Here is a 24,668-nt window from a genome sequence, read left to right as displayed (position 1 = left end):
GCAAGGCCCCATAGGTTCTTAACCACGGGAACAGCGGCTCTTCTCTGAGGCCCTGTCTTCGTGCTGTACTTATCCGAATACGCGCGTTCCGGCTCCGGCCGGGACCCCCTAGACGCCGAGAGGAGGCGAGCCCAGTGACCAGCTTCATCACCTTCACCAAAGTGACCGATCACTCGGTCTCCGCCGCCTGCACTCTCGGTTCTTCGCTCCTGGTCGCCGCCTCCGCCGCTTCGCTGCGTGGCACCGGTCTGTCCGGCATCGCTGCCGTCAGCCCGGCGTCCCTGGCGAGCCTCCCCGTCCGGGAGGGCAATGAGCGACCGACCAAGGCACCGGAAGCAGCAGTAGCGAAGGCACAGGCGAAGGCCTATGCGTTTGCGGCGACCGGTGCCGGATTCAAGACGCAGACGACGCAGCAGCACCACAAGATGTGGGCCTTCCGTGGGCTCGAACCCTGGAGTGATCCAGTCTGATCGACGATCAGACCGGCGCCTTCAGGGCCGCGGAACCCCACCCGGGATCCGCGGCCCTTCTGTTTTTCCCGAACGGGGAGGACGGCGCGAAGGGGCCTCGGGACCAAGAACCACCCGGTACCAGCCACCAACCGGCCAACAGGCCGGAACGAACAGACGAGGAATCCACCACCGTGACCGTGCCTCTCGACACGCACGCCCCGTCCGTACCGACTGCCCCCCCGATCCCGCCGCCCGGTCTCACGGAGGACCCCGCCTTGACTCCCCTCACCGCGCTCACCGCGCTCGACGACGCCATCGAGAACCTCGGCGTACCCGTCCCCTGCCGTTCGTACGACCCGGAGGTCTTCTTCGCCGAGTCCCCGGCCGATGTCGAGTACGCCAAGTCGCTCTGCCGCACCTGCCCGCTGGTCGAGGCCTGCCTCGCCGGCGCCAAGGAGCGCCGCGAGCCCTGGGGTGTCTGGGGTGGCGAGCTGTTCGTCCAGGGTGTCGTCGTCGCCCGGAAGCGTCCGCGTGGCCGTCCGCGCAAGAACCCGGTCGCGGTATGAACATCACCGGCACAGGACCCATTGACCGCCCCCATACGCACGATCCCCAGAAGCAGGACCCGATGAACCCCACGACGTACGAGCCGTCAGGCTCCGCAACCTCCACCTCCAGCACCATCGGCGCGCACACCTCGCGTCAGAACAGGACCCTCGAAATGCAACTCATCCCAGAAGCGCTGGCCCGTGCGCATATGCAACAGCGCAGGCAGGAAGCCGAAGCGGAACGTCAGGCCCTGCGCCTGGTCGCCGCCCGGCGGATGCAGCGCCGGGCGGAGCGCGTGTCGCTCCGCGCGCGGCGGGCGCTGGCCATGGCGGTCATGCAGTAACCGACCGCTCCGGTCGTAGCGAACAAGAACCCTCGCGGGGGCCGGTCCAGGCGGACCGGCCCCCGTAGTGCGTGGGGGTGGTACCCCCACCGGTGCGTGGCGGCGCCCCCCCCCCGCGGTGCGGCAACCGGCGTCTCACGGCAGCGGAAGCGAAGCGCGCGGATCCGTCGGCGGTTATCGTCGTCGGGTGGATTCGCAGGGGATGCATGCCGAGAAGCCGAGCCGCGGAAAGCCGGGTGCCGGAGAACCGGGTCCAGAGGAGCCGGGCCCCGTGACGCCGGGGGCTGGAACACCGGGTCCTGAGGAGCCGGGTCCCGTGGAGCCGCTGTCCGGGGAGCCGCTGTCCGGGGAGCCGGCGTCCGGGGCGTGGACGTCCGGGGACCAGTGTTCCGGCGACGCGGACGCGTGCGTGGTGTGCGCGCGGTGCGGAGCCGTCGCGCAGGGTGTTCCCCCGACCTGGACCTTCTCCGTGGAGGGCGGCAGCCGACGCCACTACTGCGTCGACTGCGCCCGCGTCCACCTCCGGGCGATCGAGGGAAGGCTCGACTCCGCCTGGTGGTGAGTACCGCTACTCCGCCTTGGTCTGCTGCTCCTCGTCGTCCTCCGCGAGGAACCCCGGCAGCCACTCCTCCAGCTCGTCGCGCAGCCGCACCGTCGCACCCAGCTGACAGAGCACGCCAATGGTGCTCAGGGTGACCCGGTGGATCAGCAGATAGGCGGGCGGCAGATTGAGCTGCTTGCCCAACTGGTGCGCGGGGGAGCGGACATCGGCTATCCGCCCCGCCTGCTGCCGCAGCCAGCCACGGGTGAACGTGAACTCCTCGGCCAGCGCCGGCTCGATGATCGGCACCAGGTAGTCCAGCACCGCGCCCGGGTCCAGCTCGATGTCCTCCTTGACGAACCCCTCGCGGCACAGCATCGCGTACACCGCGTCGGCATCGCCCTCCAGCGTCATCCGCAGCGCATCGCCGATCGTGCGCGGCAGCCCGCCCGGCAGCCGGTCCACGGTTCCGAAGTCCAGCACCCCCAGCCGCCACGGACCTTCCCGGGCCTCTTCCCGTCCCTCCGGTCCGAAGCCCGCTCCGGCGCCCGGACCGGCAGGCAGCAACCGGAAGTTTCCCGGGTGCGGGTCTGCGTGCAGCAGTCCCGTCCGGGCCGGCCCGGAGAACAGGAAGCGGGCCAGCAACTGCCCTGCCCTGTCCCGCTGTTCCGGTGTCCCGTCCGAGATGATGTCGGCCAGCGGGATGCCGTCCATCCACTCGGTCACCAGCACCTGGTCGCACTGGTGCACCACATCCGGCACCACCACGTCCGGGTCGTCCGCGAACTCCGCCGCGTGCTCCCGCTGGGCGGCGGCCTCCAGCTCGTAGTCCAGTTCCTCCGACACCCGGTCACGGAGCTCCGAAATCAGCGGCTTGATGTCCATGCCCGGAATCAGCGGCCCCAACAGCCGGGCGAAGCGGCCCAGTTGGTTCAGGTCCGAGAGCAGGGCCTCACCCGCCCCCGGGTACTGCACCTTGACCGCCACCGCGCGCCCGTCGTGCCACACCGCCCGGTGCACCTGCCCGATCGACGCGGCGGCCGACGGTTTGTCCTCGAACTCCTGGAACAACTCCCGCCAGTCCGCACCCAACCGCTCCTCCAGCACCCCGTGCACGGTGCGCGTGGGCATCGGCGGCGCGGCCTCCTGGAGCTTGGTCAGCGCCGCCCGGTACGGTCCGGCGACTTCTTCCGGCAGTGCGGACTCGAAGACGGACAGCGCCTGTCCGAACTTCATCGCCCCGCCCTTCAGCTCGCCCAGCACCTTGAAGAGCTGCTCCGCCGTGCGCTGTTGCAGCTCCCGGCCGACGATCTCGGCGGACTTCCCGCCGATCCGCTTGCCGAGGCCCCAGGCGGTCCGGCCGGCGAAGCCCAGTGGCAACGCGGCCAGCTTGGCGGTACGGGTTACCGCCTTCCGGGGAAGATCAGACATGCGCCCCTCCAAATCCCAGACAGCCGCGCCGCACGAGCCCCGATAACCGTGCCCTTGGGCGGCGCCTACCCGGCCATTGTGTCGTGCGGCATCAAGCCCCCCGAGGCCCCGCCCCCCTCCACCCCGTCATCCGGCCTCCCACCAGCACCGCAGCCGCAGTCGCGGTGCGCAGGCAGGTGCTGTGCACGCCAGTCGAGGAGCGGGAGCGCCACCTCCCAGCGGGCCCCGGTGCTCGACGGCAGTTCCCCGTCCAGGAACGCCAGCGCGTGCGCCGCCGCCAGCCCCGCCACCGCGGTCGCCAGCGCCACATCACAAGCCCCCGCTCCCGTGCCCGCCCCGGCCCGCCCAGACCGCCACTGGGCGAGCATCCTCGGCCACCCCGGATCGGCCTCCTCCCGGCCCCGCGCCAGACACCCGGCACATGCCGTCCCTCCCGGCAGCACCAGCGGCCCCACCACCCCGGTTGCCTCGACCACCCCCGCGTACAGATGAGGCACCCCGGCCGCCATCCACGGCTCCGCCACCGCCGGATCGGGCGCGTACACCGCGAGCCCGTCCCGCGGCACCACCACGACCAGCGAAAGCCCGGGCCCGCCACCCCCGCCGGACTCCGCGGGCCCACCCGCCGCCCGCGGCACCCGGCCCGAGGCGCACCGCCGCGCCGCCTGCCGGGCAGCGGTGTCCCGTCGCACCCCGACGGCATCGGCGGCCACCCCGCCGGGTGCCACATCGCACGGCTCCACACTCCCGCCGTCCACCACGTCGATCTGGCCCACCCCGGCAGCCGCGAGCACGGAGGCGACTGTCGCCCCGACACGTCCCGCGCCCCGCACCTGGATCCTCGCCGACCGCCGTGCAGCCAGCCGCCGCGCTCCGCCACCGGGCTCCGGATGCACCACGCTCAGCGAGGCCAGGTCGGGCCGCAGACGGTCCAGCTCCGCGGTCCGTCCGCGCAGGGCGTCCGCCGCCGGGCCGCCGGCCGACACGTCGTCGATCAGCCCCGCCGAAGCGAGCCGCGCCACCAGTGCGTCGACCTGCCCTTCCCGCAGGCCCAGCGCTGCCCCTTCCGTCCGTAGCTGCCGCATGCCGCGCGTCCCGTCCAGCAGCGCGAGCAGGCTCCCGGTCGCGGTGTCCACCGGGCCCACCAGCACCGCATGCGCCGACGTCACCCCGAACTGCACGCTCTGCCTGTCCCGCCAGGCCCGCCGCAGTGCGGGCTTCACCCTCGGATACATGTCACGTCCCCCATCCCCGCGTCCGTTCACCCGATCCGTCCGGCCGCCCGGAGCCGGGCCGGATCTGCTCCGGCCCGGCGGCGTCCCTGGCCGGCCGCTGGTTCCACCATGGGGTGCGGCGCGGATCCGCGCCGAAAGTTGTCCACAGGGCGGGGCGTTCGTCGTACAAGTGATGGCCGCACCGAGCGATGGCGGCAGAGGTGGTGACCGCACAGAGCGCTGACCGCACAGAGCGCTGACCGCACAGAGCGCTGACCGCACGAGCGCTGACCGCACGAGCGGTGACAGCACGAGGGAAGGCCGCGCAAGGCCATGGCCGCACGGGTGAGAGCCGCAGGACACGAGCCGTGCGGTTCCGGCCGGAACCGCACGGGGGCAGGACTCCCGCCGTGCACAGCGGGTAACGTCGGGGCGTGCCAGCCGACCCGTCCCCCCGCTCCCCCGTCGAAGTCCGCAGGAGTGCCCGACGCAACCGCACGGTCTCCGCCTACCGCGAGGGAGACCGCACCATCGTGCTCATCCCGGCCCGGATGTCACAGGCCGAGGAACAGCGCTGGGTGGGCGTGATGCTCGACAAGCTCGCCGCCCAGGAGAACAAGCGCACCCTCGGCGACGACGACCTCTCCGAGCGGGCCTTCCGGCTCTCGGACCAGTACTTCCAAGGACGTGCCCGGCCTGCTTCGGTGCGCTGGGTGACCAACCAGAACTCCCGCTGGGGCTCGTGCACCCCCGCCGAGGGCAGCATCCGGCTCTCCCACCGGCTCCAGGGCATGCCGGAGTACGTCGTCGACTACGTGCTCCTGCACGAGCTCGCCCATCTCCTCGTACCCGGCCACGGTGCGCCCTTCTGGCAGCTCCTGGAGGCGTACCCGCGCACCGAGCGGGCCCGCGGATATCTCGAAGGCGTGGTCGCCGCCGACCGCCTCCCGCACCTCCCCAAGGCACGCGGCGAGTAACTCTCCGTGCATCCTCCGTGCGCCCCACGCGCGCGTGGAGCCGCCGTTCCCGCCCGGCTCGCAGCGATCTGTACCGACTGTGTACCGGCTTGGCCCACTGTCGGAGATAGCGGTTAGCCTGGCGCGACGTATCCACATTCGGGACGGGGGACGGTCGTTACGTATGGCCAGGGACTTCCAGCGCGGCCACAAGGCCAAGATCAGTGACCTCACAGCGGGGACGGATCTGTACGTAGGCGTGCAGATCGGCGGTCCCGGGCTGACCTTCGACATCAGTTGCTTCGGGCTCGACGCCAACGAGCAGCTGACCGACGACCGGTATTTCATCTTCTTCAACCAGCCCAAGTCACCCGAGGAGTCCATCCAGCTCCTGGGGGAGCAGGCCGGTGACACAGAGTCGTTCCGCGTCACCCTCGACCGCATCCCGCAGCACATCCAGAAGCTGTCCTTCACCGCCACGATCGACGGTGCGGGGCAGATGTCCCAGGTCGCTCCCGGATACGTCCGGATCGTCGCCGGCGGCGAGGAAGTCGCGCGGTACTCCTTCAACGGCGCGGAGTTCACCACCGAGCGCGCCGTGATGCTCGGCGACTTCTACCTCAAGGACGTGTGGCGCTTCGCCGCCGTCGGGCAGGGTTTCGACGGCGGTCTGGAAGCGCTGCTGAAGAACTTCGGCGGCGAGGTCGCCGAGGAGGAGCAGCCCGCGGCCCCGGCCCCGGCCCCGCAGCAGGGCGCCGCTCCCGGATTCGCACCGCCCGCCCAGGCCGCCGTGCCCCCGCAGCCCGCCCCGTCCTTCGGCGCCCCCGGCCCGCAGGCCCCGGTCCCACAGGCCCCGGCACCGGCGGCCCCACCGGTGCATGCAGCGCAGACCATCGCGGCGCCGCTGCACCCGCAGGGCCAGCAGCCGTACGGCCAGGTACCACCGGCCCCCCAAGCGCCGCATGCCCCGCACACGCCGCATGCCCCACAGGCTCCCCACGCACCCCAAGCCCCCCACGCACCCCAGCCGCCCCAGCAGTACGGTCAGGCCCCGGGCCAGGTACCCGGGCAGAGCCAGGGCGGCCAGTACGGCTACCCCGCGGCAGTGGGTCCGGCGGCCCCGGCAGTCCCGGCCGCCCCCGGCGCGTACGGATACCCCCAGCCCCAGCAGCCGTACGGCCAGCAGCCCCCGCCGGGCCAGCCCTCATTCGGCCAGCAACCGCCCGGCATGGCTCAGCCGGGCATGCCCCCGCCGGGCACGGCCCATCCCGGAATGCCCCAGCCCGGCATGGCCCCCCAGCCGACCGCCCCGGGCCTCCAGGCGGCTCTCCAGAAGTACCGCGAGACGCCCACCGGCCAGCGCTGGACCCCGCAGAACGAGCAGCTGATGCGGGTCGACCTCGGCAACAACGGCACACCGGTACTCGCCCGGCAGGGCAGCATGGTGATGTACCAGGGCAAGGTCGACTTCAGCTACAAGGGCGCCGGCTTCAAGGGCCGCGTCATCGGCAACGCCACCGGCCAGGAGATGCAGCTGATGCGCTGCTCCGGCCAGGGCCAGGTCTTTTTCGCGGAGAACGCCGCGCACCTGCACCCCATCGAGCTCCAGGGTGACGGCATCTGCGTCTCCGCCGAGAACGTCCTCGCGTTCGACGAGACCCTCCAGCATGAGGTCCGCCGCATCGAGGGCCACGGCATCCCCGGCGGCGCGCTCTTCACGATGATGTTCCACGGCACCGGCACCGTCGTCGTCAAGACGCAGGGCATTCCGGTCGTCCTGCCGGTCACGCCCACCACGTTCGCCGACAGCAACGCCATCGTGGCCTGGTCGGCCGCCTCGCAGGTGATCCTCTCCAGCCAGGTCAGGCTGCGCCGCCAGGCGTTCCCCGGCCACAGCGGCGAGACCGTGAACCTCCAGTTCCGGGGAGCCCCCGGGAACTTCATCGTCGTCCAGCCGTACGAGGTCTGAGGGAGCCCGGACAATGAACCAGCAGCTCGCGGGCTTCGCCCCGACACCCGTCGCGGCCCGCATGGAGAACCACGGCCGCTCCATGGTCAAGGTCGCCATGGTCACCGGCCAGGACCTGTACGCGCGCACCGGCTCGATGGTCGCCTACGAGGGCTTCGTACAGTACGAGCCGAACCCGCCCGCGGTACGCCAGATCGCCTCGCAGTGGATCACCGGCGAGGGTGCGCCCGTCATGAAGTGCTCCGGCGACGGTCTGCTCTACCTCGCCGACTACGGCGCGGACGTCGTGGTCATCAACCTCAACAACGACTCCCTCTCCGTCAACGGCACCAATCTGCTCGCCTTCGACGCCTCCCTCCAGTGGGGGGTCGAACGGGTCAAGGGCCTGGCCAAGTTCGCCGGCCAGGGCCTGTGGAACGTCAAGGTCACCGGCACAGGCTGGGTCGCGCTCACCTCGCGCGGCACTCCGGTCGTCGTGGACTGCGGGCGCGGCGAGGACGAGACGTACGTCGACCCGGACGCCCTGGTCGCCTGGTCACCGAACCTCAAGGTCAAGGGCAAACGCAGCTTCAAGGCGTCCTCGCTGATCGGCCGCGGCAGCGGTGAGGCGTACCAGATGGCGTTCTCGGGAGAGGGCATCGTCGTCGTCCAGCCGAGCGAGGACAGCTCGGACCGCCTGCGGATCAAGCACTGAGGGGGATACGGAACATCATGCAGAGCCCGCTTTTCGGCTACACGGAACAGCAGTCCGCCGAGCGCTACACCGCGCAGAACCCGCAGCTCCTGCGGGTCGCCCTGACCGGCCACGACGACGTACTCGCCCGCAAGGGCAGCATGGTCGCCTACCAGGGGCTGATGGAGTTCGACGGCGAGTACGTCTCCCAGCAGCAGCAGCGCGCCCGCGCCGGCACCGGTGAGGGCCTGGACCTGATGCGCTGCTCGGGGCAGGGCACCGTCTTCCTCGCCAACATGGCGCAGTACATCCACGTCGTGGACGTCGACCAGGACGGCCTCACCGTGGACAGCGGCTACGTCCTGGCGCTCGACTCCGCGCTGCACACCGAGGTCGTCGCGGTGGACAGCCAGTACGGGATCTCCGGCTCCGGCAAGTACCAGATGAACATCTCAGGACGCGGCAAGGTGGCCCTGATGACCTCGGGCCAGCCGCTGATGATGCAGGTCACGCCCGACCGGTACATCAGCGCCGACGCGGACGCGGTGGTCGCCTGGTCGGCGTCGCTGCGGGTGCAGATGCAGTCCCAGACGCACTCCTCGGGGGTACGCCGCAGGCGCGGCAACACCGGTGAGGGGTGGGAGCTCAGCTTCCTCGGTCAGGGCATGGTGCTGGTCCAGCCCAGCGAGGTCATGCCGCCGCAGAACGCGGTCGTCGGCCAGGGCATGGCCGCCCAGTACGGCGTGGGCCAGCAGGGCGCGCACGGCCAGAACCAGAACAACGCCTGGAACTGAACGCCTGGAACTGAACGCCTGGAACTAGCGGAACCAGCGCGCGGGACACGCCTCGCGTACGAGAAGTAAGGGGCGGCCTCCAGGAGGCCGCCCCTTACTCTTGGCCGCTCGGCCCCAGCGCAGCTCACGCCCGCCCGGCCCGAACGCAGCCCACGCCCGCCCGGACTCTGCTCACGCCCGCCTACAGCGCCGCGCGCGTCCGTTCCACCAGCCGTACGACCGAACCGTCGGCCACCTGCGCGACCTCGTCGTAGGCGAACCAGCGCAGGTCGTCCGACTCGTCGCTGATCGCCTCGACCGCCCCGGCCGGTGCGAGCGCCGCGTACTGCACGTCCAGGTGCCAGTGGCACGGGGCCGGGATCGGGTGCCGGTCCAGCCGGACCGGACCGACCGGAAGCAGCGTCAGCCCCTCGATGCCGGACTCCTCGGTGGCCTCCCGCAGCGCGGCCTCCTCCAGCGTCGCGTCACCGCTCTCGCAGTGACCGCCCATCTGGAGCCACATCTTCAGCTTCTTGTGCAGCGTCAGCAGCACCCGCCCGCGCTCCGGGTCCACCACCAGCGCACTGGCCGTGAGGTGACCGGCCGTGCAGGCTTTCCACATCCCGTCCGGGTGCGCGGCGAGATGGTCCAGATACTGCCGGCGCAGCTCGTCCTGGTCCTCGTACCCCTTGAGTACGAGGACCGCGTCGTCGTGCAGGGTCACTTGGCGCCCTCGTCGCCCCGGTCGCCTTCGCCGTCCCGGTCGCCTTCGCCGTCCTTCTTGAGGTCCGGCTTGTCCCCGGAGGGCTCCGAGGACGCGGCACCGCCCGCGGCCTCGCCGAGCATCTTGTCCAGCTCGGAGAAGTCCATCTGCTCGCGGTGCACGAACCCGTCGGGGTCGTCCAGGTCGGCCGCCGTCGGCAGCATGTCGGGGTGCTCCCAGAGCCCGTCACGGCCCTCGTGGCCTCGCGCGTCCGTCAGCGACGCCCACAGCCTGGCGGCGTCCCGCAGCCTGCGCGGGCGCATCTGCATGCCCACCAGCGTCGCGAAGGTCTGCTCGGCGGGACCGCCCGAGGCACGCCGCCTGCGCAGCGTCTCGCGCAGCGCGTCGGCCGACGTCAGACGCGGCTTCGCGGCCTCGTGCACGACCGCGTCCACCCAGCCCTCGACCAGCGCCAGCGCCGTCTCCAGACGGGCCAGGGCCGCCTTCTGGGCCGGGGTGTCCTCCGGCTGGAACATGCCCTGCTGGAGCGCCTCCTGAAGCTGCTCGGGGTGGGACGGGTCGAGCCCGCCGACCGCCTCCTCCAGCTTCGAGGTGTCCACGGAGATCCCGCGCGCATAACCCTCGACCGCACCGAACAGGTGCGAGCGCAGCCACGGCACATGGGCGAAGAGCCGCTGGTGGGCGGCCTCGCGCAGCGCCAGGTACAGCCGGATCTCGTTCGCCTCGACGCCCAGGTCCTTGCCGAACGCCTCCACGTTCAGCGGCAGCAGCGCGGCCTTGCCCGCCGGGCCGAGCGGCAGACCGATGTCCGATGACCCGGTCACCTCGCCCGCCAGCACACCGATGGCCTGGCCGATCTGCTGGCCGAACATGGCACCGCCCATGGAGCGCATCATGCCGATCAGCGGGCCCGCCATCTCCTGCATCTCCTTGGGCATGACATCGCCCATGGCCGCGCCGACCCGCTCCGCGACCGGGTCCACCAGCTGCTTCCACGCGGGCAGCGTCGCCTCCACCCACTCCGCCCGGCTCCACGCCACCGCGGTGGTCGCACCGGAAGGCAGCGAGGTCACCCCGTCCAGCCAGTGGTCGGCCAGGCGCACGGCCTCCTCGACGGCGGACCGCTCGCCGGCGCTCACGCTGGAGTCCTTGGTGCCGTCGGAGGTGCCCTGCGCGACGGTCTGCCGGGCGATGTCCTTGGCCATGTCCCAGTTCACGGGACCGCCCTCGTAGCTCAGCATCTGGCCCAGCTGCTGGAAGGCGGCGCCCAGGTCGGTCGGGTTCATGGAGCCGAACATCGCGGCGAAGGGATTGTCACCGCCCATCCCGCCCATGCCGGGCAGTCCGCCGAACCCGAAGGGGTTCTGCGGATCACCGGAACCCTGCCCACCACCGGCAGGGTCCTTCTTCTTGCCGTCGCCGTCCTCCGGCTCCTCCGGCGGAAGGCCAAATCCGAATGGGCTGTCACTCACGGGTTTCCTCGGCTCGTAGGGCCGCCGGCTCGTGCCGACGGCGGCTGCCCGACATCACCACCCAGCGTAGACACCCCCACCGGATTCCGGTCTCGGTGCTCCGCCGGCGCAGGGCCTGCGGCAGGATGGACGCCACCTGGTCCGTACGCGCCAACTCGCGTACGTACTGAAGACAACCGCTGGAGACGCCCGGTGAGTTCCCCAGATCCCAAGGTTCGAGCAACAGATTCAAAGGTTCGCGCAGCGCGAAACCGCTCAGCCCCCGCCACCCGCGGCCGGGTGGTCGCGATCACCGGTGCCGCATCAGGTGTCGGCGCCCTGCTGACCGCCCGGCTCGCCGCCTCGCAGGAGATCAAGCAGGTCGTCGCGATCGACGAGCGGCGCGGCGAGAGCGCCGAGGCGCAGTGGCACATCCTCGACGTCCGCGACCCGGCGATCGCCGAGAAACTGCGCGGCGCCGACGTCGTCGTCCACCTCGCCCTCGACCTCGACCTGGAGAGCGACCCGGCCGCCCGTACGGCTTTCAACGTGCGCGGCACCCAGACGGTCCTCACGGCGGCCGCCGCCGCGGGCGTGCACCGGGTCGTGCTGTGCACCTCCGCCATGGTCTACGGCGCCCTCCCGGACAACGACGTCCCGCTCTCCGAGGACGCCGAGCTGCGCGCCACCGCCGAGGCCACCGGTGTCGGCGACCTCCTCGAGGTGGAGCGGCTCGGCCGCCGGGCACCGCGCGCCCACCCCGGTCTCAACGTCACCGTCGTCCGCCCCGCGGTACTCGTCGGCGGTACGGACACGGCCCTCACCCGCTACTTCGAGTCACCGCGCCTCCTGGTCGCCGCGGGGTCCCGCCCCACCTGGCAGTTCTGCCATGTCGAGGACCTGGTCAGCGCCCTGGAGTACGCCGCCCTGGAGAAGGTCGAGGGCGAGCTCGCGGTCGGCTGCGACGGGTGGCTGGAGCAGGAGGAGGTCGAGGAGCTCAGCGGCATCCGCCGGATGGAACTGCCGTCCGCCGTCGCGCTCGGCGCGGCCGCCCGGCTGCACCGCATCGGCCTGACCCCGTCCCCCGCGGGCGACCTCGCGTACACGATGCACCCCTGGGTGGTCAGCGTCTCGCGGCTGCACGACGCCGGCTGGCGACCGCAGTGGACCAACGAGGAGGTGCTCGCCCAGCTCCTGGAGGAGGTCGCGGGCCGGCACACGCTCGCGGGCCGCCGTCTGGGCCGCAAGGACGCCACCGCTGCCGGTGCCGCGGGCGCCACGGTCGCCCTGCTCGGCACCGCCGCGCTGGTACGCCGCGCCCGCAAGGCACGCCGCCGCATCTGAGGCTCCGCACGGCTGCCGGACCCCTGCGCCCGGCAGCCCGGGGACGCCCGGGCCCAGGGCTCGCGGGACGCCCTGGCCTCAGGGCTCGGGGGTCCGGCTGCCCGGGGCGCGGGGCGTGCCTGTAGGAGGCTCCAGGGGCCACGCGCGCGTGCCGGTCGAAAGCCTTATTCCGCGTTGTCCCTCGCGTACGGCACCATGGGCGCATGGCAGGCACCCCCAGCACCCCCGCATCCCCCGACCCGTCCACCCACCCGGGCGAACAGGCGGCGCAGGACCCGATCCGGCTGCTCGCGATCCGTGACACCCCGCTGTCGCTGGACGAGGTGTTCCGGGCCGCGGGCGACGACGCGGCGGGCGGCACCGCCCTGTTCGTGGGCACCGTGCGCAACCACGACGGGGGAGCCGATGTCGCCGCGCTGGGGTACTCCTGCCACCCGAGCGCGGAGGCGGAGATGCGCCGCGTGGCCGAGCAGGTCGTCGCGAAGTACCCCGTGCGGGCACTGGCGGCCGTCCACCGCGTGGGTGACCTCGCCGTGGGGGACCTCGCGGTCGTGGTGGCAGTCTCCTGCCCGCACCGGGGAGAGGCCTTCGAAGCCTGCCGGATGCTGATCGACGACCTGAAGCACGACGTGCCGATCTGGAAGCACCAGACATTCACGGACGGCACCGAGGAATGGGTCGGAGCCTGCTGAAGGCCCGGTAATTGTCTGGGGCAAATGTCGCCATAAACCTCCCTTGTCCCTCGCACCGATTTGCGTAACCAGGCCCCCGGCCCGAGCGTTGAAGCAGCCGATGGTTAATCTGCTGATCGGCCGGCTGCGATCGTTGGGGATTGTGCGGCGGTCGCTCACTGGGTCGGGAGGTCGGAATGGCTGCACTTGCCTGGTTGTTGATTCCGCTTTTTGCTGTGGTCGGGGCTGCGATATGGGGCAGCTGGGCCGCGCGTAATCGCACCACCGGCGATGTTGCCGAACTCGCGGGATACGAGAAGTTCCGCGAAGCCATGCAGAAGTCGCACTCCGGTTCCGACCCCGCCTGACGGGACTCCCGGAGGGCGCGGAATTCCGGCCCGCCGAGCCTCCCGGCGCAGCGGCATTCGGCCCGTGCGGAGTGCCGGGACCCTTGGGGGAGAGCCGCCGGACCTCGTACGGACCGGCCCCAGCGGTGCACGTGCAGGCCCGTCCCGTACTGTCGTTCCATGCCACGCCGCACTGCGACGATGCTCGCCTCCACCCTCGTTCTGATCGCGCTCCTCTGCGCGGGCGTCCTCATCAAAGTGCCTTATTCGGAGATGTCCCCGGGCCCGACGGTGAACACCCTCGGCGAGTCAGGTGGCGAACCGGTACTGCGGATCTCCGGCCACAAGACGTATCCCACGACCGGGCACCTCAATATGACGACGGTCCGCGTCACCGGCGCCGACTACTCCATGAACCTCGTCGAGGCCGTCACCGGCTGGCTGGCGCACGACAGCGTCGTCGTCCCGCACGACACGCTCTACCCGGACGGCAAGACCGAGGAGCAGTCCTCCCAGGAGAACGCCGAGGAGTTCAGCCAGTCCCAGGAGAGCGCGAAGGTCGCCGCACTCAAGGCACTGAAGATCCCCGTCGCCACGCGCGTGGTCGTGGCGAGCGTCGTCAAGGGCAGCCCCGCGGAGGGCAAGCTGCACGCCGGAGACGTCATCAAGGAGGTCGACGGCAAGAAGGTCGGGGAGCCGGGCGACGTCTCCGAGCTGGTCACCCGGCGGAAGCCGGGCGACAAGGTCGTCTTCACCGTCGTGCCCACCGCGGACGCGGCCGCCGCCGAGAAGGCGCACAAGGAGCCCACGACCACCGAGAAGGTCGTGGTCACCACGAAGAAGGCCGAGGACAACGGCCGGGCGATCGTCGGCATCCAGGCCGGGACCGACCACACCTTCCCGTTCACCATCGACATCAAGCTGGCCGACGTGGGCGGCCCGAGCGCGGGCCTGATGTTCTCGCTGGGCATCGTCGACAAGCTCACCCCCGGCGACATGACGGGCGGAAAGTTCGTCGCCGGCACGGGCACGATCGACGAGAAGGGCAAGGTCGGCCCGATCGGCGGCATCCAGATGAAGACCGTCGGCGCGCGCAAGGCGGGCGCCGAGTACTTCCTGACACCCGCCGAGAACTGCGCCACCGCCGTAACCGACGTCCCCGACGGCCTCACCCTGATCAAGGTCAGCACCCTCGACGACGCGATCAAGTCGATGGAGGCCGTCGGCAAGGGCGCCACGGCCGGGCTGCCGAAGTGCACGACGGGCTGACCGCCACGACCGCCCGGGGCCGGTCCCGACCACCTGGCGCCCGTCCCGACCACCTGGCACCCGTCCCGACCACCTGGCACCCGTCCCGACCACCTGGCACCCGTCCCGACCCTGCGCCGGTCCCGGCCGCCGGGCGCCGGTCCTGACGGCCGGCGCCGGTGGCAGGCGGGTTACGACTCGAAGGTCGCGGCCAGGGCCTCGGCAAGACCCGGCACCAGGTCCGGGCCCGTCAGCACCTCGTTCGGAGAGTCCTTCTCGCGCAGCCGGATCGCCGACTCGCGCGCCCCGGCCCGCAGCACCGCCACGGTCATCCGCACTTCCTGCCGGTCCGGGTGCGCGGCGACCCACTTGGTGAGCTGCGCGCCCTTCATGCCCTCCGGCACCGACGCCTCCGCGGACGGCGGCAGCATCAGGCGCTCCACCGTCAGCGCGCAGCCGGTCACCGAGGCCGGCCAGGCGATCGTGCCGAGGAACTCGTCCAGCGCCTTGCCGCGCGGGATCTCCTCCTGCTCGATCGGGGTGAATCCGGCGGCGGTGGCGGCGTCGATACCGAGCTGGGAGGCGAGCCCCGGCTCCTGCTTGCGCAGCTTCGCCGTGTCGACCAGGGCGAACAGCCGGGCCGGTTTGTCCCAGCCGAGGCCCGACACGTATTCGTCGATCTCCAGGACGGCCCGGGTGAGCGGGCTGGCGGCCATCGGCGTGCCCGGCGCGGGCATCGGAGGGGTGTGGTCTGAGGGGGAGGAGTTGGACATGGTGAATATCCTGCCTCCTTCGGCCCCGAAAGCGGGAACTGAGTAAAGCTTCGTTAAGTTGCATAGGTACGGCCCCTACGATCGCGGGGCCGGTACCACCCGCGACCAGACCCGCAACACACCGCAACACCCCCGCTCCACCCCACAAACAACACAGCGAACTTCGAGGTGCGCACGTTGGCTTTCCAGATGCCGGACCGCGGCGGAGGCCCGACCGGGCCACGGATCAGAGTGGGCCGGCCCTCCCGGCGCGCCCGGACCCTGCTCATGACACTGGGCGTCCTGGCCGTGCTGGCCATGGCGTTCGTCATGTTCGCCGGGTTCTGGACGGACTGGCTCTGGTACCGATCGGTCAAGTACTCGTCAGTCTTCACCACCACCCTCTGGACCAAGATCGGCCTGTTCGCCGTCTTCGGTCTGCTCATGGCAGTAGCCGTCGGCGTCAACATCTGGCTGGCGCACCGGCTGCGGCCGCCGCTCAGCGCGATGTCGATGGAGCAGCAGAGCCTCGACCGCTACCGGATGGGTCTCGCGCCGTTCAAGAAGTGGGTGCTGATCGCGATCACCGCCCTCGTCGGGCTGATCGCCGGAGCCTCCGCCTCCGGCCAGTGGCGCACCTGGCTCCTGTCGGTCAACGGCGTGCCGTTCGGGCACAAGGACCCGCAGTTCGGCCTGGACGTGTCGTTCTACGCGTTCGACCTGCCGTGGTACCGCTTCCTGCTCGGCTTCGGATTCGCCGCAGCGGTGATCTCCCTGGTCGCGGCCGCCCTGGTGCACTACCTGTACGGCGGGCTGCGGCTGACCAGCCCGGGTGCGCGCGCGACCGCGGCGGCCACCGGCCACCTGTCGGTGCTGCTCGGCATCTTCGTCGCCCTGAAGGCCGTCGCGTACTGGCTCGACCGGTACGGGCTGGCGGTGAAGTCCAGTGACTTCAAGGCCACCGGCAACTGGACCGGCCTGCGCTACGTCGACGCCAACGCCTACCTCCCGGCGAAGACGATCCTGTTCTGCATCGCCGTCATCTGCGCCGTGCTGTTCTTCGCGACGCTGTGGCGCCGCACCTGGCAGCTGCCGGTGATCGGCTTCGGCCTGATGGTGCTCTCGGCGATCCTGATCGGCGGGCTCTACCCGGCGATCGTGCAGAAGTTCCAGGTCCAGCCGAACGAGCAGGCCAAGGAAGCGCCGTACATCGAGAAGAACATCGAGGCGACGCGCAAGGCGTACGACATCGACGGCGCCAAGGTCAGCGACTACAAGGGCGCGGGCGAGGGCGGCAGCAGCACGAAGCTGCGCAAGGACGCCGACACGGCGGCCAGCTACCGCCTCCTCGACCCGAACGTGATCTCGCCGACCTTCCGCCAGCTCCAGCAGGAGCGGAAGTACTACCAGTTCCCGCAGACCCTCGACGTGGACCGCTACAAGGGCCAGGACACCGTCATCGGCCTGCGCGAGCTGGACCTCAAGGGCATCCCCAAGCGCAACTGGATCAACGACCACTTCACCTACACCCACGGGTACGGTGCGGTCGCGGCCAAGGGCACGTCCGTGAACACGGACACCGAGGGCGGCCCGAACTTCACCGAGGCGGGACTGCCCTCCTCCGGCGACCTCGGCACGTACGAGCAGCGGATCTACTACGGCGAGAAGACCGAGCAGTACTCGATCGTCGGCGGCCCGCAGCAGGAGCTCGACTACGAGAAGAACGGCGAGCCCACCAAGAACACCTCGTACAAGGGCAACAGCGGCGTCAACCTCTCCAACGCGCTGAACCGGGCGGCGTACGCCGTCTCCTTCAGCGAGCCGCAGATCCTGTACTCCGGCGCCATCGGCGAGGGCTCGCGGATCCTCTACAACCGCACGCCCAAGCAGCGCGTCGAGGCGGTCGCCCCGTGGCTGACCATCGACGGCGACGCCTACCCGGCGGTCGTCAACGGCCGGATCCAGTGGATCGTCGACGCCTACACCACGACCAACGGCTACCCCTACGCGTCGCGCACGACGCTCGGGGACACCACGACGGACTCGCTGACCAACAACCAGCGGGCCGTGGTCGCCCAGCAGAACCAGGTCAACTACATCCGCAACTCGGTGAAGGCCACCGTCGACGCGTACGACGGTTCGGTCCAGCTGTTCGAGTGGGACGAGAAGGACCCGGTCCTGAAGACCTGGAAGAAGGCGTTCCCGGACACGGTCAAGAGCAAGAAGGACATCTCGCCCGAGCTGATGGCCCACCTGCGCTACCCGCAGGACATGTTCAAGGTCCAGCGCGAGCTGCTCACCCGCTACCACGTCGAGGACCCCGCCACGTTCTACGCGGGCTCCGACGCCTGGCAGGTCCCGGACGACCCGACGACCGACGCCAAGGGCTCGGTGCCGCCGTACTACCTGAGCCTGAAGATGCCCGGGGACACGGCGCAGAAGTTCTCGCTGACGACGACCTTCACGCCCAACGGACGCCCCAACCTCGGGGGGTTCATGGCGGTCGACGCCGATGCCGCGAGCAAGAGCTACGGCACGATAAGACTGCTGAGGGTGACGCAGGACGTACCGGGCCCGCAGCAGGTGCAGAACCGGCTCAACTCCAACTCCGACGTGGCGGAGTTCGTCCGCAACATGAAGGGTGCCAACTCGGACATCGAGTACGGCAACCTGCTGACGATCCCGCTCAACGACGGATTCCTGTACGTCGAGCCGGTGTACGCCCAGGGCAACAACGCCCAGTACCCGCTGCTGAAGAGGGTCGCCGTGTCGTACGGCAGGGAGACCGTCTTCAAGAACTCCCTGGCGGAGGCGCTCAACGCCGTCTTCGGGGAGAAGGGCGCGGACCCCCCGCCGGACCAGGGTGACGACGGCACCACCAAGCCGCCGGCGACCGGTTCCGGGGCGCTGTCCAAGGCCATCGCGGACGCCCAGGCGGCGTACGACGAGGGCGAGAAGGCGCTCGCCAAGCAGGACTGGGCGGCCTACGGCAAGGCCCAGGAGAAGCTGCAGGAAGCGCTGCAGCGGGCCGCGGACGCCGGGCAGGCCCCGCCGGCCAAGCAGGACCCGAAGGCCCCGGCGGACCCCAAGAATCCGGCGGACCCCAAGGATCCGAAGGACCCGAAGGACCCTGCGAAGACCGAGTAGCAGCAGGTCGGAGCAGTAAAGGGCAGAGGCTCCACCCCGCGTCGTGGTACGGTTGCACAACAACGACGCGGGGTGGAGCAGCTCGGTAGCTCGCTGGGCTCATAACCCAGAGGTCGCAGGTTCAAATCCTGTCCCCGCTACTGACAACGAGGGCCCGGATCCATTGAGGATCCGGGCCCTCGTCGTATGTCTTGACTCCGAATGTGTTTGACTTGTCGCCCTGTGGGCATGTCGACAAAACGCTGAAGTGACCTCAATGGCTGCGGTATACCAGGTGTACCGGGGTTGCGGGTGGTGCGACGATGAAAACTATGGGGGACAGGGCAACTCTGTTGGAGACAGGGCAGGTTGAGACAGGCAGAGCAGAGCTGAGGCGGGCCGACGACGGCACCGACACCGCCACGGCGGAGGACGAGGCACGCCACCGGCACGCCGCCGCCGCGGGCGACGCCGAGTCCATGAGCGTCCTCGGCTCCTTGCTGCTCCGCCGCGGCGACCTCGACGGCGCCGAGCCCCACCTCCGCGCCGCCACCGCCGAGGGCGACCGGGCGGCCGCCAACAACCTCGGAGTCCTGCTGCACCAGCGCGGGTACGCGGAAGAGGCCGCCGGATGGTGGCGCGTCGCCGCCGTCGCGGGCTCGGCCGCGGCCGCCCACGCCCTGGGCCGCCACTACCGCGAGCGCGGCGACGAACCCGCCGCCGAGTACTGGCTGCGCCAGTCCGCCGAGCACGGGCACGCGCTCGGCGCGTACGCACTCGCCGACCTCCTGGAACACCGCGGGGACGTCGGCGCCGAGCGCTGGCTGCGCGCCGCCGCCGAGCAGGGCCACCGCGAAGCCGCGTACCGCCTCGCCCGCCTCCTGGACCGCAGGGCCGGCACCCCCACCGGCGGCGGGCCCGCGGCCGACGTGGCCAGCCGGCGCGGCATCACCTGGGACACCGACCCGCGCATGCTGCGCCCCGACTCCGTCACCACCGGCGAGAAGCCGCCCGCGCTGGAGGCCGAGCAGTGGTACCGGCAGGCCGCAGCCCGCGGCCACCGCCGGGCCGCCCTGCACCTGGGCGTCATCCTGGAGGCCCGCGGCGAGCTCAAGGAGGCCGGGCGCTGGTACCTGACCTCCGCCAAGGACGGCGAGCCGCGCGCGGCCTGCGCGCTCGGCTTCCTGCTGCGCGACGCGGGAGACGAGGAGAGCGCCGCCGTGTGGTGGCTGCGCGCCGCCCAGGAGGGCGACGGCAACGCCGCCAACGCCCTGGGAGCCCAGCACGCCGCCCGTGGTGAGCAGCAGACCGCGGAGCGCTGGTACCGGGCCGCCCTGGACGCCGGCGACATCAACGGCGCCTACAACCTCGGGCTGCTCTGCGCCGCCCAGGGCCGCAACCCCCAGGCCGAGCAGTGGTACCGGCGGGCCGCCTACGCAGGGCACCGGGAGGCCGCCAACGCGCTGGCCATCCTGCTGCTCCAGGGCGGCGACGCGTCCGGCGCCGAACCGTGGTTCTCCAAGGCCGCCGAGGCGGGCAGCGTGGACGCCGCCTTCAACCTCGGGATCCTGTACGCGGGACGCGGCGACGAGCGGGGCGCCCTGGAGTGGTACGAGCGGGCCGCCGCAGCCGGGCACACCGAAGCGGCCCTCCAGGTCGGCATCGCCCTGCTCCGCGAGGGCGACGAGCAGGATGCCGAGGCGCATCTGCGGCGGGCCGCCGGCGGGGGCAGCGCCGAGGGCGCCTTCCGGCTCGGCATGCTGCTCGACTCCCGCGAGCCGGCGCCGGGGCCGCCCGTCCTCGGGGAGCCGGTCGACGAGAAGTCCGAGTGCGAGGAGTGGTACGAGAGGGCCGCCGAGCAGGGGCACCGCAGGGCGCAGGTCCGGGTCGGAATGCTCGCGGCCGGGCGGGGCGACATGGCGGGCGCCGCGCGCTGGTACCGGGAGGCGGCCGAGGCGGGCAGCCTCGGCGGAGCCTTCAACCTGGGGCTGCTGCTCGCCAGGGAGGGGCGCGAGTCCGAGGCCCAGCTGTGGTGGACCCGGGCGGCGCACGCGGGCCACGGACGTGCCGCGCTGCGCCTCGCGCTGCTGGCGGCCCGGCGGGGGGAGCTCGGCGAGGGCGAGCGGTGGTGTGTGCGGGCCGTGGAACTGGGTCCCGCCGAGGTCGCGGAAAGGGCCGCGAGGCTGCGGGACGCGCTGCACCAGGAGCTGACGGCCTAGGCAGTGACCGGGCTCGGTCCGCGCGAGCTTCCCTGTGGGGCCTCCTGCGGGCCCCCGGGAAAGCGATTTGCGCTGGTCGGGGGGTGGCGCGTAGGGTTGTGTCTACCGACGCGGGGTGGAGCAGCTCGGTAGCTCGCTGGGCTCATAACCCAGAGGTCGCAGGTTCAAATCCTGTCCCCGCTACTGAACCTGAGGCCCGGATCTCGAAAGAGATCCGGGCCTCAGGTCTTTTTGCATACCCGCAGGACGGCAAGCGGTTTCCGCGCACAGCAGGACGGCGAGCGGGTTTCCGCGTACCCGCAGAACGGCCACCGGGCCGGGCGGCATGACCGCCCGGCCCGGTGGTGCTAGGCGCAGTTGGGGCAGATTCCCCGGTAGGTGACCTCGACGTCGGAGATCGTGAACCCGAAGCGCTCCGTGTCCGGCAGGTCGCTCAGCGGGTTGCCGGCCGGGTGCACGTCGCGGATCGCGCCGCAGCGGGCGCAGACCAGGTGCTGGTGGGGGCGGTGGGCGTTCGGGTCGTACCGCTTGGCGCGGCGGTCCGTGGAGACCTCGATGACCTCGCCCAGGGAGACCATCTCGCCCAGCGTGTTGTAGACCGTCGCCCGGGAGATCTCGGGCAGCTTCGCGACGGCGCGCGCGTGCACCTCGTCGGCGGTCAGGTGGATGTGGTCCCCGTCGAGGACCTCGGCCACGACCCGACGCTGCGCGGTCATGCGCCAGCCTCGTCCGCGCAGTCGTTCCAACAGGTCACTCATGCCGACCAGCCTAACAGTGGGGGACCGTGATCCCGAACGGGTGTGAATTTGGATGCTCGCTTGACTTAGACAATGTCCATTGTAGGATCGGTTACGGCGACAAGCCAAGGGACAGGACACGCGTCAGGCGATGACGCAGCAGGAACCACGCAGGAGGCGCACGTGACGTCGCAGGGACCGCTCACCACCGAGGCCGGCGCACCGGTCGCCGACAACCAGAACAGCGAGACGGCGGGCATCGGCGGGCCGGTTCTCGTTCAGGACCAGGCCCTCCTGGAGAAGCTCGCGCACTTCAACCGCGAGCGCATTCCGGAGCGCGTGGTGCACGCCCGCGGCGCCGGTGCGTACGGCACCTTCACGCTCACCCGCGACGTCTCGCAGTGGACGCGCGCCAAGTTCCTCTCCGAGGTCGGCAAGCAGACCGAGACCTTCCTGCGTTTCTCGACCGTCGCGGGCAACCTGGGCTCCGCCGACGCCGTTCGTGACCCGCGCGGCTTCGCGCTGAAGTTCTACACGGAGGAGGGGAACTACGACCTGGTCGGGAACAACACCCCCGTCTTCTTCATCAAGGACGCCATCAAGTTCCCGGACTTCATCCACACGCAGAAGCGCGACCCGTACACGGGCTCCCAGGAGGCCGACAACGTATGGGACTTCTGGGGCCTGAGCCCGGAGTCCACCCACCAGGTGACCTGGCTCTTCGGTGACCGCGGCATCCCGGCCACGCTGCGCCACATGAACGGCTACGGCTCGCACACCTACCAGTGGAACAACGAGGCCGGCGAGGTCTTCTGGGTCAAGTACCACTTCAAGACCGACCAGGGCATCAAGAACCTCACCACCGAGGACGCCAACCAGCTCTCCGGCATGGACCCGGACAGCCACCAGCGCGACCTGCGCGAGGCCATCGAGCGCGGTGACTTCCCGTCCTGGACGGTGCAGGTGCAGATCATGCCGGCGGCGGAGGCGGCGACGTACCGCTTCAACCCGTTCGACCTCACCAAGGTGTGGCCGCACGCGGACTACCCGCCGATCGAGATCGGCAAGCTGGAGCTCAACCGCAACCCGCAGAACATCTTCGCCGAGGTCGAGCAGTCGATCTTCAGCCCCGCGCACTTCGTGCCGGGCATCGGCCCCTCCCCGGACAAGATGCTCCAGGGCCGTCTCTTCGCGTACGGCGACGCCCACCGCTACCGCGTCGGCATCAACGCCGACCACCTGCCGGTGAACCGCCCGCACGCCACCGAGGCGCGCACCAACTCCCGTGACGGCTACCTGTACGACGGCCGCCACAACGGCACCAAGAACTACGAGCCGAACAGCTTCGGCGGCCCGGTCCAGACGGACAGGCCGCTGTGGCAGCCGGTCCCGGTGGACGGTGCGACGGGCAACCACGAGGCTCCGCTCCATGCCGAGGACAACGACTTCGTGCAGGCCGGCAACCTCTACCGGATGATGTCGGAGGACGAGAAGGGTCGCCTGATCGAGAACCTCGCCGGGTTCATCTCGAAGGTGTCGCGCGACGACATCGCCGAGCGCGCGGTCAACAACTTCCGTCAGGCGGACGGCGACTTCGGCAAGCGTCTCGAAACCGCGGTCCAGGAGTTGCGCGCCAAGTAGGGCGCGGGCGCGGTGAAGTGAGGCCGGTGTGCCGGACCCCTCGGGGCCCGGCACGCCGGCCTCTTGCGTGGTGCGGGCCGGTCAGCCCGCGAGGGACGCCGGCTGGCGGCGGCTGGGGGCCCAGCAGCGGATGATGTCGCGGACGGAGACGACGCCGACCGCCTCGCCCTGTTCGTCGAGCACGATCAGATGGCGGAAGCCGCCGTGCGCCATGGCCTCGGCGGCGTCCTCCAGGGTCCAGGCGGGGGAGGCGAAGACGACGTCGGTGGTGGTGTGGGCGCCTGCGGTCTCCAGGTCCGGGTCCTGCCCGGCGCCTATCGAGACGAGCAGGTCGCGCTCGGTGAGGATGCCGAGTCCGCTGGTGTCGGCGTCGAGGACGATGGCCGCCCCGACATGACGGACGGACATCAGCCGGGCGGCCTGGCGGAGGGTGTGGGCGGGGCCGATCGTGAGGACCATCGTGCTCATGGCGTCGCGTACGAGCATGGAGTTCAGCCACCTCCTGGGTGCGATCCGCATGGGAACGGATTCACAAGTTCACAAGTGAGGGAGCTTTTAGAGTCGCAGGCCCGTAAGGGGTCAACAAGAGGGCGGTAGAGGCAAGTTGAGGGGCGTGCAAAATCTCGTCACACGCCCCTCAGGGCACTCAGGAGCGCTGGTTGAGGTAGCCGAGCAGCTCGTCGTGGAGCAGACCGTTGGAGGCCGCGGCGTTGCCGCCCTCGACCCCGGGAACACCGTCCAGGCTGGTGAAACTGCCGCCGGCCTCCTCGACGATGATCGCGTTCGCCGCCATGTCCCAGAGGGACAGCTCGGGTTCGGCGCAGATGTCCACGGAGCCCTCCGCGACCATCATGTACGGCCAGAAGTCGCCGTAGCCACGCGTCCGCCAGCAGGCCCGGCTCAGGTCCAGCAGACCCTCCAGCCTGCCCTGCGCCTCCCAGCCGGTGAGCGAGGAGTACGCGAAGGAGGAGTCGGAGATGCGCGGGACCTTGGAGACCTGGATGCGGGTGGCGGAGGTCAGGCTGCGGCCGGTGTACGCGCCCGCGCCCTTCGCCGCCCACCAGCGGCGGCCCAGCGCCGGGGCCGAGACCACGCCGACGACCGGGCGGTAGCCGCCCTCGCCCGCCTCCATGAGGGAGATCAGCGTGGCCCAGACAGGGACGCCGCGCACGTAGTTCTTCGTACCGTCGATCGGGTCGATCACCCAGCGGCGCGGGCCCGTGCCCTGGAGGCCGTACTCCTCGCCGAGGATCGCGTCGCGCGGCCTGGCGCGGTGCAGCTGGCCGCGGATCAGCTCCTCGGCCGCCTTGTCGGCCTCGGTCACCGGGGTCATGTCCGGCTTCGTCTCGACCTTGAGGTCCAGGGCCTTGAACCGGTCCATGGTCTGGGCGTCGGCGCCGTCGGCGAGTACGTGGGCGAGGCGCAGGTCATCGTGATAGTCGGGCATGGACGCCACAGTATCGAGCGCGCCCGGACGGCGGCCATACGGGAGTGGGGCGAGGGCCGC

23 protein-coding genes and 2 tRNA genes are annotated in these 24,668 nt (G+C 70.9%); 17 read left to right on the top strand and 8 right to left on the bottom strand.

Annotation, left to right across the window (positions count from 1 at the left end; genetic code table 11):
* Positions 1–134: 134 nt before the first annotated feature.
* The 4 genes from ACFWVV_RS14250 to ACFWVV_RS14235 all read left to right on the top strand — a co-directional run bounded on the left by ACFWVV_RS14250 (position 135) and on the right by ACFWVV_RS14235 (position 1,906).
* A complete protein-coding gene (locus ACFWVV_RS14250; RefSeq protein WP_384346106.1) occupies positions 135–470 on the top strand; it encodes a hypothetical protein in 336 nt (111 codons plus the stop codon).
* Positions 471–649: 179 nt separating this feature from the next.
* Positions 650–1,018 (top strand): WhiB family transcriptional regulator, encoded by a 369-nt coding sequence (locus tag ACFWVV_RS14245; RefSeq protein ID WP_384346453.1) that lies wholly within the window; start codon positions 650–652, stop codon positions 1,016–1,018.
* Positions 1,015–1,344 (top strand): hypothetical protein, encoded by a 330-nt coding sequence (locus ACFWVV_RS14240; RefSeq protein WP_384346104.1) that lies wholly within the window; start codon positions 1,015–1,017, stop codon positions 1,342–1,344. The genes ACFWVV_RS14245 and ACFWVV_RS14240 overlap by 4 nt, the downstream gene beginning before the upstream one ends.
* Positions 1,345–1,684: 340 nt before the next feature.
* Positions 1,685–1,906 carry a hypothetical protein gene (locus ACFWVV_RS14235; protein WP_384346450.1) on the top strand — a complete coding sequence of 74 codons (222 nt, stop codon included), beginning with the start codon at positions 1,685–1,687 and terminating at the stop codon, positions 1,904–1,906.
* Between the two features lie 6 nt (positions 1,907–1,912).
* Here ACFWVV_RS14235 and ACFWVV_RS14230 read toward each other — a convergent pair whose 3' ends face one another.
* Positions 1,913–3,316 carry an ABC1 kinase family protein gene (locus ACFWVV_RS14230; RefSeq protein ID WP_384346101.1) on the bottom strand — a complete coding sequence of 468 codons (1,404 nt, stop codon included), beginning with the start codon at positions 3,314–3,316 and terminating at the stop codon, positions 1,913–1,915.
* A gap of 65 nt (positions 3,317–3,381) precedes the next feature.
* Positions 3,382–4,551 (bottom strand): ThiF family adenylyltransferase, encoded by a 1,170-nt coding sequence (locus tag ACFWVV_RS14225; protein ID WP_384346098.1) that lies wholly within the window; start codon positions 4,549–4,551, stop codon positions 3,382–3,384.
* A gap of 413 nt (positions 4,552–4,964) precedes the next feature.
* On the opposite strand from ACFWVV_RS14225, the gene ACFWVV_RS14220 reads away from it, so the two are divergent.
* The 4 genes from ACFWVV_RS14220 to ACFWVV_RS14205 all read left to right on the top strand — a co-directional run bounded on the left by ACFWVV_RS14220 (position 4,965) and on the right by ACFWVV_RS14205 (position 8,922).
* Entirely contained in the window at positions 4,965–5,507 is a 543-nt protein-coding gene (locus ACFWVV_RS14220; RefSeq protein ID WP_384346095.1) for a M48 family metallopeptidase, read from the top strand.
* 163 nt (positions 5,508–5,670) lie between these two features.
* Positions 5,671–7,455, top strand: coding sequence for a TerD family protein (locus ACFWVV_RS14215; RefSeq protein ID WP_384346092.1), 1,785 nt, complete (start codon positions 5,671–5,673; stop codon positions 7,453–7,455).
* Positions 7,456–7,468: 13 nt separating this feature from the next.
* On the top strand, positions 7,469–8,149 hold the full coding sequence (locus ACFWVV_RS14210) for an AIM24 family protein (protein WP_384346089.1): 681 nt from the start codon (positions 7,469–7,471) through the stop codon (positions 8,147–8,149).
* A 17-nt stretch (positions 8,150–8,166) separates the two neighbouring features.
* Positions 8,167–8,922 (top strand): AIM24 family protein, encoded by a 756-nt coding sequence (locus tag ACFWVV_RS14205; RefSeq protein ID WP_384346086.1) that lies wholly within the window; start codon positions 8,167–8,169, stop codon positions 8,920–8,922.
* A 181-nt stretch (positions 8,923–9,103) separates the two neighbouring features.
* On the opposite strand, the gene ACFWVV_RS14200 is transcribed toward ACFWVV_RS14205, so the two are convergent.
* Positions 9,104–9,625, bottom strand: a complete 522-nt coding sequence (locus ACFWVV_RS14200; protein WP_384346083.1) for an NUDIX hydrolase — start codon at positions 9,623–9,625, stop codon at positions 9,104–9,106.
* Positions 9,622–11,097 (bottom strand): zinc-dependent metalloprotease, encoded by a 1,476-nt coding sequence (locus ACFWVV_RS14195; protein WP_384346080.1) that lies wholly within the window; start codon positions 11,095–11,097, stop codon positions 9,622–9,624. The genes ACFWVV_RS14200 and ACFWVV_RS14195 overlap by 4 nt, the downstream gene beginning before the upstream one ends.
* A 192-nt stretch (positions 11,098–11,289) precedes the next feature.
* Here ACFWVV_RS14195 and ACFWVV_RS14190 point away from each other — a divergent pair, with 192 nt between their 5' ends.
* The 4 genes from ACFWVV_RS14190 to ACFWVV_RS14175 all read left to right on the top strand — a co-directional run bounded on the left by ACFWVV_RS14190 (position 11,290) and on the right by ACFWVV_RS14175 (position 14,707).
* The gene (locus tag ACFWVV_RS14190) at positions 11,290–12,420 is read left to right on the top strand and encodes an SDR family oxidoreductase (protein WP_384346077.1); all 1,131 of its coding nucleotides are present in this window, start codon (positions 11,290–11,292) and stop codon (positions 12,418–12,420) included.
* Positions 12,421–12,623: 203 nt separating this feature from the next.
* Positions 12,624–13,112, top strand: coding sequence for a molybdenum cofactor biosynthesis protein MoaE (locus ACFWVV_RS14185; protein WP_384346074.1), 489 nt, complete (start codon positions 12,624–12,626; stop codon positions 13,110–13,112).
* A 176-nt stretch (positions 13,113–13,288) separates the two neighbouring features.
* On the top strand, positions 13,289–13,459 hold the full coding sequence (locus ACFWVV_RS14180) for a hypothetical protein (protein WP_384346071.1): 171 nt from the start codon (positions 13,289–13,291) through the stop codon (positions 13,457–13,459).
* 159 nt (positions 13,460–13,618) lie between these two features.
* Positions 13,619–14,707, top strand: coding sequence for a PDZ domain-containing protein (locus tag ACFWVV_RS14175; RefSeq protein ID WP_384346068.1), 1,089 nt, complete (start codon positions 13,619–13,621; stop codon positions 14,705–14,707).
* A 170-nt stretch (positions 14,708–14,877) separates the two neighbouring features.
* On the opposite strand, the gene ACFWVV_RS14170 is transcribed toward ACFWVV_RS14175, so the two are convergent.
* A complete protein-coding gene (locus ACFWVV_RS14170; RefSeq protein WP_384346065.1) occupies positions 14,878–15,459 on the bottom strand; it encodes a PPA1309 family protein in 582 nt (193 codons plus the stop codon).
* 189 nt (positions 15,460–15,648) lie between these two features.
* Between ACFWVV_RS14170 and ACFWVV_RS14165 the strand changes: the two genes are divergently transcribed.
* The 4 genes from ACFWVV_RS14165 (at position 15,649) to ACFWVV_RS14150 (ending at position 20,966) form a co-directional block, all read left to right on the top strand.
* Entirely contained in the window at positions 15,649–18,585 is a 2,937-nt protein-coding gene (locus tag ACFWVV_RS14165) for a UPF0182 family protein (protein ID WP_384346447.1), read from the top strand.
* Between the two features lie 66 nt (positions 18,586–18,651).
* Positions 18,652–18,725 (top strand) — tRNA-Met (locus ACFWVV_RS14160).
* Between the two features lie 171 nt (positions 18,726–18,896).
* A complete protein-coding gene (locus ACFWVV_RS14155; RefSeq protein ID WP_384358526.1) occupies positions 18,897–20,783 on the top strand; it encodes a tetratricopeptide repeat protein in 1,887 nt (628 codons plus the stop codon).
* 109 nt (positions 20,784–20,892) lie between these two features.
* Positions 20,893–20,966 (top strand) — tRNA-Met (locus ACFWVV_RS14150).
* Positions 20,967–21,130: 164 nt separating this feature from the next.
* Here the strand turns inward: ACFWVV_RS14150 and ACFWVV_RS14145 are convergent.
* Positions 21,131–21,541 carry a Fur family transcriptional regulator gene (locus ACFWVV_RS14145; protein ID WP_384358524.1) on the bottom strand — a complete coding sequence of 137 codons (411 nt, stop codon included), beginning with the start codon at positions 21,539–21,541 and terminating at the stop codon, positions 21,131–21,133.
* Between the two features lie 162 nt (positions 21,542–21,703).
* Here ACFWVV_RS14145 and ACFWVV_RS14140 point away from each other — a divergent pair, with 162 nt between their 5' ends.
* Complete coding sequence (locus ACFWVV_RS14140) at positions 21,704–23,161, top strand: catalase (RefSeq protein ID WP_384358522.1); 1,458 nt, start codon at positions 21,704–21,706, stop codon at positions 23,159–23,161.
* An 81-nt stretch (positions 23,162–23,242) separates the two neighbouring features.
* Here ACFWVV_RS14140 and ACFWVV_RS14135 read toward each other — a convergent pair whose 3' ends face one another.
* Positions 23,243–23,647, bottom strand: a complete 405-nt coding sequence (locus ACFWVV_RS14135) for a cyclic nucleotide-binding/CBS domain-containing protein (RefSeq protein WP_384358520.1) — start codon at positions 23,645–23,647, stop codon at positions 23,243–23,245.
* 160 nt (positions 23,648–23,807) lie between these two features.
* Positions 23,808–24,608 carry a histidinol-phosphatase gene (gene hisN / locus ACFWVV_RS14130; protein WP_384358518.1) on the bottom strand — a complete coding sequence of 267 codons (801 nt, stop codon included), beginning with the start codon at positions 24,606–24,608 and terminating at the stop codon, positions 23,808–23,810.
* Positions 24,609–24,668 lie beyond the last annotated feature (60 nt).

Source organism: Streptomyces sp. NPDC058663 (assembly GCF_042716745.1).
Classification (GTDB): Bacteria; Actinomycetota; Actinomycetes; order Streptomycetales; family Streptomycetaceae; genus Streptomyces.
The sequence above is the reverse complement of the archived record's forward strand: the minus strand, read 5'-3'. Positions and strand labels throughout refer to the sequence as shown.